At 73.8% G+C, this 7,612-nt stretch carries 4 protein-coding genes and 1 pseudogene; 2 read left to right on the top strand and 3 right to left on the bottom strand.

Annotation, left to right across the window (positions count from 1 at the left end; genetic code table 11):
* Window positions 1-220 precede the first annotated feature (220 nt).
* Window positions 221-1,372 carry a CaiB/BaiF CoA transferase family protein gene (locus ACFV20_RS26755; protein WP_385660533.1) on the bottom strand — a complete coding sequence of 384 codons (1,152 nt, stop codon included), beginning with the start codon at window positions 1,370-1,372 and terminating at the stop codon, window positions 221-223.
* A gap of 265 nt (window positions 1,373-1,637) precedes the next feature.
* Between ACFV20_RS26755 and ACFV20_RS26750 the strand changes: the two genes are divergently transcribed.
* The gene (locus tag ACFV20_RS26750; protein ID WP_385660492.1) at window positions 1,638-3,272 is read left to right on the top strand and encodes a cellulase family glycosylhydrolase; all 1,635 of its coding nucleotides are present in this window, start codon (window positions 1,638-1,640) and stop codon (window positions 3,270-3,272) included.
* 207 nt (window positions 3,273-3,479) lie between these two features.
* Complete coding sequence (locus ACFV20_RS26745; protein WP_385660489.1) at window positions 3,480-4,592, top strand: acyltransferase family protein; 1,113 nt, start codon at window positions 3,480-3,482, stop codon at window positions 4,590-4,592.
* A gap of 10 nt (window positions 4,593-4,602) precedes the next feature.
* On the opposite strand, the gene ACFV20_RS26740 is transcribed toward ACFV20_RS26745, so the two are convergent.
* Window positions 4,603-6,708 carry an alpha-galactosidase gene (locus ACFV20_RS26740; protein ID WP_385660530.1) on the bottom strand — a complete coding sequence of 702 codons (2,106 nt, stop codon included), beginning with the start codon at window positions 6,706-6,708 and terminating at the stop codon, window positions 4,603-4,605.
* A 413-nt stretch (window positions 6,709-7,121) separates the two neighbouring features.
* Window positions 7,122-7,509, bottom strand: a pseudogene (locus tag ACFV20_RS26735) (BlaI/MecI/CopY family transcriptional regulator).
* Between the last annotated feature and the right edge of the window lie 103 nt (window positions 7,510-7,612).

The following is a 7,612-nucleotide window of genomic DNA, read 5'->3' as shown; positions in this document are numbered from 1 at the left end:
GGCTCTGCTTTGATTATTTGACCCTGGGCCCCCAGGTGGGGGTGGGCGGGTCGCGGCTACCCGTCGGGGCGCTCCTGAACCTCGCGCGTACGGGTCGCCGTGCGTGTCGCTCCGCGGCCACGACGCCCGCGCCCGCGCCGCCGCCCGCGCCGCGCCGCGGCTACGACGCCCTCGCCACCCGGGAGTTCGCCGCTGCCCGGTGGACGGTGTCGGCCCGCGGTCAGCGGTCCCGGCCGCCGAAGACCTCGGCCGTGTGCTCACCGAGCTCCGGTGGCGGCAGCCGGTGCCGTGCCGGTGACGCGCTCAGGGTGATCGGGCACGCCACCTGCCGGGACCCCGCTCCGCCGTCCGTCCCGGGCACCGTGACGACACCGGGCAGTCCGAGCCGTTCCGCGAAGGCGAACGCCTCGTCGACGGTGTTCACCGGACCGGCGGGCACGCCGACCGCCGCGAGCGCCTCCGCCCAGTGGTCGGCGCCCGCCGTACGCAGCCGTTCGCCCAGCACCGCGCACAACTCGGTGCGATGGGCCACCCGTTCGGGGTTCGTGCGGAAGCGGGGGTCGCCGGCGAGTTCCGGGCGGCCGAGCGCCCCGGCCAGTGCCGCGAACTGCCCGTCGTTGCCGACGGCGAGGGCCAGCGGACGGTCGGCGGTGGGGAAGGTCTCGTACGGGGCGATGCTCGGGTGCGCGTTGCCCATCCGGCCGGGCACGACGCCCGCGACGGCGTACGCCGAGGCCTGGTTGACCATGGCCGACAGCAGGGAGCTGAGCAGGTTGACCTCCACGCGCTGCCCCTCGCCGGTGGCGTCCCGGTGCCGCACGGCCGCCATGATGCCCAGGGCCGCGTGCAGTCCGGTGATCACGTCGACGAGAGCCACACCGGCCTTGGTCGGTTCGCCGTCGGGCCGGCCGGTGACGCTCATCAGCCCGCCGACCGCCTGGACGAGGAGGTCGTAGCCGGGGATCGCGGCGCCGCCGCCGGTGCCGAAGCCGCTGATGGAGCAGTAGACCAGGCGCGGGTGCCGTTCGAGCAGGTCGTCGTGGCCGAGGCCGAGCCTGTCCATCGTGCCGGGCCGGAAGTTCTCCACGAGCACGTCCGATGCGGCGACCAGGGCGCGGGCCCGTTCCCGGTCGGTCTCGTCCGACAGGTCCAGGGCGACCGAGCGCTTGTTGCGGTTGACGCCGAGGAAGTAGGTGGAGGTGCCGTGTTCGTCGGTGGGCGGACGCCACTGCCGGGTCTCGTCGCCGGTCCCCGGGCGCTCGACCTTCACCACCTCGGCGCCCAGATCGGCGAGGAGCATGGTCGCGTACGGCCCGGCCAGGACCCGGGAGAAGTCCGCGATCCGCAGCCCCTTCAGGGCGCCGTGCTCCAGGTCCACGTCTGCCTCCGAGAGATCGTCGCTGATCGTTTCCGGCTACCGGCCCCCACCCTCTCACCCTCACCCCTCTTGACGCGTCACCGACAACGGTGGCTTGATGCCTTGGGAGCGCTCCCACTCCTCAGGGAGACCGCGCCGGGCGGGAGGCGTCCCGCCCGGGCCGCCCTTACCCGGCCCCACGGCAGCACCCCGTTCCGCACGGCAGCACCCCAGCGCGACCTCCGACGAGTGCCACCCGACCCCCACCCCTGGAGCCGTCATGAGACTCCGCACCCCCACCGCGCCACGCCGGGCCACCGTGGCCGCCGCCCTGCTCGCCCTCTTCCTGTCCTTCCTCGTCCTCACCCCGCCCGCCCAGGCCGCGCCCACCGGGTTCCGGGTGCACAACGGCAGGCTGCTGGAGGCCGGCGGGAATGACTTCGTGATGCGGGGCGTCAACCACGCCCACACCTGGTATCCGGACCGGATCGGCTCCCTGGCCCACATCAAGGCCGAGGGCGCCAACACGGTGCGCGTGGTCCTCGCCAGTGGCGACCGCTGGACCCGCAACGACGCCGCCGATGTGGCGAACGTGGTCTCCCAGTGCAAGCGGAACCGGCTGATCTGCGTCCTGGAGGTGCACGACACCACGGGCTACGGCGAGCAGAGCGGAGCGGCCACCCTCTCCCGCGCGGCCGACTACTGGATCAGCGTGCACAGCGCCCTGGCCGGCCAGGAGGACTACGTCATCGTCAACATCGGCAACGAGCCCTACGGCAACACCGGCTACTCGGCCTGGACGGCCGACACCAAGGCCGCGATCGTCAAGCTCCGCGACGCCGGGTTCGACCACACCCTCATGGTCGACGCGCCCAACTGGGGCCAGGACTGGGCCTTCACGATGCGGGACAACGCCGCATCGGTCTTCGCCGCCGACCCCGACGCCAACACGGTCTTCTCGATCCACATGTACGGCGTCTTCGACACCGCCGCCGAGATCACCGACTACCTGAACCGCTTCGTCACCGCGAAACTGCCCATCGTCGTCGGCGAGTTCGGCCACGACCACTCGGACGGCAACCCCGACGAGGACACCATCCTGGCCGTCACCCGGCAGCTCCGCCTCGGCTGTCTCGGCTGGTCGTGGAGCGGCAACGGCGGCGGGGTCGAGTACCTGGACATGGTGACGGACTTCGACCCGAACCGGCTGACCTCCTGGGGGCAGCGTCTCTTCCACGGCGCGAACGGCATCGCCGCCACCGCCGAGGAGGCCGCTGTCTTCGGCTCCGGCGGAGGCGACACCACTCCCCCGACGGCCCCCGGCACCCCGGCCGCCTCCGAGGTGACCTCCTCCTCCGCCACCCTCGACTGGGCCGCCGCCACCGACGCGGCCGGCGTCACCGGCTACGACGTCGTGCGGATCAGCGGTGGCGCCGAGACGGCCGTCACCAGCACCACGCGGACGACCGCCACCCTCACCGGACTGTCCCCCGGCACCTCCCACACCTTCGCCGTCTACGCCCGCGACGCCGCCGGCAACCGCTCGCCCCGCTCGGGCACGGTGACGGTCACGACCTCCTCCGGCGGCTCGCCGGCGGCCTGCGGGGTCGGCTACCGGGTGACGGGCAGCTGGCCCGGCGGCTTCCAGGGCGAGATCGTCCTGCGCAACACGGGCACGGCGGCGATCAACGGCTGGACGCTGCGCTGGGCCTTCCCGGACGGCCGGCGCATCACCAGCCTGTGGGGCGGCACGGCGACCCAGAGTGGCTCCGCGGTGAGCGTGGCGGCCGCCCCCTACACCGCGTCGATCCCCGCGTCGGGCTCGGTCACCCTCGGCTTCACCGCCACCGGGCCGGCCACGAACCCCGCTCCGACGGCCTTCACCCTGAACGGCACCGACTGCTCCGTGAGCTGAGCCCGGTCCTCGTGCGCCGGTGCCGCCGCGCCCGGGCCCGGCGGCACCGGCGTCCCTGTGATCCGCGCTACAGCCCGGCGGAAAGCGGTTTGGGTCGCTCCGCTTCGGTCAGGCGGCGGGGATGGCGCACCGGCTCCCCATCGCCGTATCTCCGGCACGACGCGTACGCACCCGTCCGGGTTTCCCGCACGCCGGGCGGGAGGCGCGATGAGTGAGGACACCCTGCGTCTCCGCGCGGTCCGGGCCGACGGGCCGGAGCGACAGGCCGCCGCGGCGGAACCGGCCGCAGGGCGGGACGCGTTCTTCGACAATGCGAAGTACCTCGCGATCGTGCTGGTGGCGATCGGGCACTCCTGGGAGCCACTGCGGGACGGCAGCCGGGCGGCCTCCGCGCTCTACATGGTCGTGTACGCCTTCCACATGCCGGCCTTCATCGTGATCTCCGGCTACTTCTCGCGCTCCTTCGACGCGAGCCCCGGCCGGATCAAGCGTCTGGTCACCGGGCTCGTCGTGCCGTACGTCGTCTTCGAGACCGCGTACACCCTCTTCACCCGGTGGACGGACCAGGAACCGGACCGGCCGGTGAGCCTGCTGGACCCCCTCTATCTGACCTGGTTCCTGATCGCCCTGTTCATCTGGCGGCTGACCACACCGATCTGGCGGCGCGTACGGTGGCCGCTGCCGGTCGCCCTCGTCATCGCGATCCTGGCGACGCTCTCGCCGTCCCTCGGCAACGACCTCGATCTCCAGCGCACGCTGCAGTTCCTGCCGTACTTCGTCGTCGGTCTGCTGCTGCGGCCCGAGCACTTCCGGCTGGTGCGGCGTCGTGCGGCGCGGGTCCTCGCCGTGCCGGTCCTGGCCGGGGCGCTCGCCGTGGCCTACTGGGCGGTGCCGCGGATGAGCGGTGCCTGGTTCTACCACCGTGACAGCGCCGCGGAGCTCGAGGCGCCCTCCTGGTACGGGCCCGTCATGACGCTCGTGACCTTCGGCTGCTCGCTGGTCCTGGTCGCCTGCTTCCTCGCCTGGGTGCCAGGCCGCCGCACCTGGTTCACCGTGCTGGGCGCGGGCACGCTCTGCGGTTACCTGCTGCACGGTTTCGTCGCGCAGGGCTCCAAGTTCTGGGGCTGGTACGAGCCGGCGTGGGTGCACCGGCCCCTGGGCGAGATCCTCGTGACGGTCGCCGCCGCGGCGCTCGTGACGGTCCTGTGCACCCCGCCGGTGCGGCGGGTGTTCCGCTGGGTGCTGGAGCCCGACATGGCGTGGGCGTTCCGCCGGGACGCACGCGACCGGGCACGGGAGCGGAACGCCGTCCGCGCCTGAGCGGACCCTCTCACGGCTGAGGGACCAGCCGGACGAGCAGCACTCCGGGTGTGCGCGGCACGGACACCGTCAGCGCCTCCCCGTCCCAGACGGCCCGGCCGGCCGCCGTCGACGAGGGGTGCAGGACGTCCGCCCGGGCGGCCCGGCCCGCCAGGTGCCGGACGGGGACGCGGAGTGTGCCGGGCCCGCCGCGCCGCCACAGGGAGAGGTAGGCCGTACCGTCGCCGGGGATCCGCAGTCCCAGGGCCAGCCACTCGTCCGTCCAGCCGGGCAGGCCGAGCGGCCAGAACGGCAGGGCCCGGGCGAGGTCTTCGCGGATCGACTTGTAGACGCCGACGGCGTCCCGCACGAGCGCGCGCTGGTGGGCGGACATGCGGTCCAGGTGCCCGGAGAGGTGGATGCGGCCGAGGAGCGCCCCGCCGAGTGTCCAGGTGATCAGGTCGTCGTCGTACTCGGGCTGCGGGTAGGCCCAGACGGCGCCCTGCTCGGGCGGGACGGCCGTGGGCGCCGCGGCGGCGATGGGCGGGTAGCGCAGCGGGTCCTGCTGGTCGCTGGTGGACTGGAGCTGGGCGACGGCGAGGGTGGCGCCGTCCATGCGCATGCCGCCGGAGGCGCAGTTCTCCACGACGAGGCCGGGGTGGCGGTCGAGGACCGCGGAGAGCCAGTCGAGGTAGGCCTGGGCGTGGCCGAGCAGGCCGGCTCCCGGGGCGAGGTCGCCGGGGGCCTGGGTGCCGGGGTCGACGACGATGTTGTAGTCCAGTTTGAGGTAGCCCACGCCCCACTCGCCGGCGATGCGGTCGACCGTCCTGTCGAGGTGGGCGCGGGCGGCCGGGTGGCGCAGGTCGAGCTGGTGGCGGCCCTGTTCGGTGAGGCGTACGCCGTCGCGCTGGAAGAACGCCTCGGGCGGCAGTCCGGCCGCGACGGGGCTGCGCGCCCCGACGACCTCGGGCTCCAGCCACAGCCCGGGCACCATGCCGCGCTCCCTGATCCGGTCCAGGACGGCCCGGATGCCGCCGTCGGGAAAGCGGCGCGGCGAGGGCTGCCAGGCGCCGACGCTGTCCCACCAGCCGCGGGTGTCGTCGTCGTACCAGCCGGAGTCGACGCAGAAGTACTCGGCGCCCGCGTCGGCGGCGGCGTCGATCAGCGGCAGCAGCTTGGCCGTGGTGGGGTCGCCCATGAGGGTGTTCATGTAGTCGTTGAAGACCACGGGGAGGGCGGTGTGGTCGGGATGGGGGCGTCGGACGGCCCTGCGGTAGGAGGTCAGGGCGCCGAGCGCGGCGTCGAGGTCCGTGCCGAGGGCCAGGGCGGCCGGGACGGTGGTGAACTCCTCGCCCGGTGCGAGCCGGACGCGCCACTGGTGCTCCGCGTCCGTGGGGCCGTTCAGCGCGAGACAGGTGGCGTGTGCCCGTTCGCCGAGGTCCCAGCGCCAGCCGGCCGGGGATTCGACCTGCCACGCCCAGGCCCGCTCGCCGTTCCGCTCGGTCAGCGCGCCCATGGCGAGGTGGCCGTCGGTGGGCCAGCTGCCGCGTCCGGTGAGGGCGAGGGCGGCCCGGCTGTCGTGCTCGTGGACGTCGGTGTGGACGTCGGCGACGGTCGCGCGCAGCGGCTCGGTGTACCAACGGCACTCGGCGAGCCAGTCGTTGCGGGCCCGGTGGACGTCGAGGGTGTCCGGGGAAGGAAGGCCGCCGAGCAGCAGGCTGCTGACGGACTGGACGACGAGGGGTTCGGTTCCGTCGTTGCGGAGCCGGACGCGGGAGCGCAGGACGGGCAGGCCGGTGGGTGAGCTGAATGCGGCGAAGGCCGTCAACCCGGTGTCCGGGTCGTGGAGTTCGACGGTCAGCCGCTCCCAGCCGTCGCTGCTGCTCGCGTGCTGGGCACGGTGGGCGAGCCTGCTGCCGAGGGCCGTCCCGGTGAAGCGGGGGCCGGACCAGCCGCTGCCGTGGCCGAGGGCGGTGAGCTCCACGAGGGGCAGCGCGGACTGCGGCGTGGCCCCGCGGTCGTCGCCGGGGTGCGCCAGCCGGACCAGTCGCGGTGTTCCGTCGGGGGCGACGACGAACCGGGCGTCGAGCGCCTCGTGCCCCCAACCGAACTCGTTTCGCCGCTGGTCGGAGACCATGTGCGCCGCATCCGCCGTGCCGGTCAAGGTGCTCCCCCTCCTGACCACGCCCCGCCGCCCGGGAGCGGAGGCCCGTGTGCGTCCCTCGTCGCGGTCTCTTGACGACCCAAGTGTGACCGGTCAGCGGGAGAACGTGCTCGGGGGCCACGGCCACGCTCGCGGGTGGCGCGAAGCTCGTCGACGCGAGAACACCTGGAGCAAGGAACCACCGCGCGGGGCCCGGGGTACGGCCCCCCTCTCACAGGGGAGGGCTGAGGGACTGGGTGGGTCCGTTGTCTGCCGGGTGCGGCGCCACCGTGGCGTGTCGCCCGGTTCCCCGCGTCGCTGAGGGCGCGACCCGACGGCGGACCGAATCCGCCGCCAGAGCGGTGTTGCCGCGTGGAGGATGAGGACCATCAGACCCCCATGAGCCTTCAGTCTTCCCCTTCGCCCCGGGCCTGATCCAGCAGGTCGCGCAGCAGCCGCTCCTCGTCCGGTGCCGAGGCCGGTGACGAAGCTGGCCAGTACGGCCCCGCGGTCGTTCTCGGCGTCCAGCACCTTGCGCATCTTGCGGGCGGCCAGCCCCGCCTGGTCCGAGGCCGGTGTCCACGCGAAGGAGCGTCCGACCCGCTCCCGGGTGACCGCGCCCTTGCCCAGCAGCCGGGTGAGGATCGTGATCACCGTCGTGTACGCGAGGTCGTCGCCGAGGCGTTCCTGCACCCACCCCGCCGTGGCCGGGCCGTCCGCCTCCCGCAGCACCGACAGCACCAGTGCCTCCAGCTCGCCCTGCCCCCGTCGGGCGCGCTGCCCGGGATCCGTCACCGCCCCGCCTCCCTTGCGCCGCCCCGTGTCGCCCTGTGTCGACCTCGCGGACATCGGAGAGACCGGCACACGCCCGGCTGGTCCGGCGGCAGGAGCTGCTCGA

The organism is Streptomyces sp. NPDC059696, assembly GCF_042733745.1.
In the GTDB taxonomy this organism is placed as follows: domain Bacteria; phylum Actinomycetota; class Actinomycetes; order Streptomycetales; family Streptomycetaceae; genus Streptomyces.
Note: the sequence above shows the minus strand (reverse complement) of the source record. Positions and strands in the feature narration are given on the sequence as shown.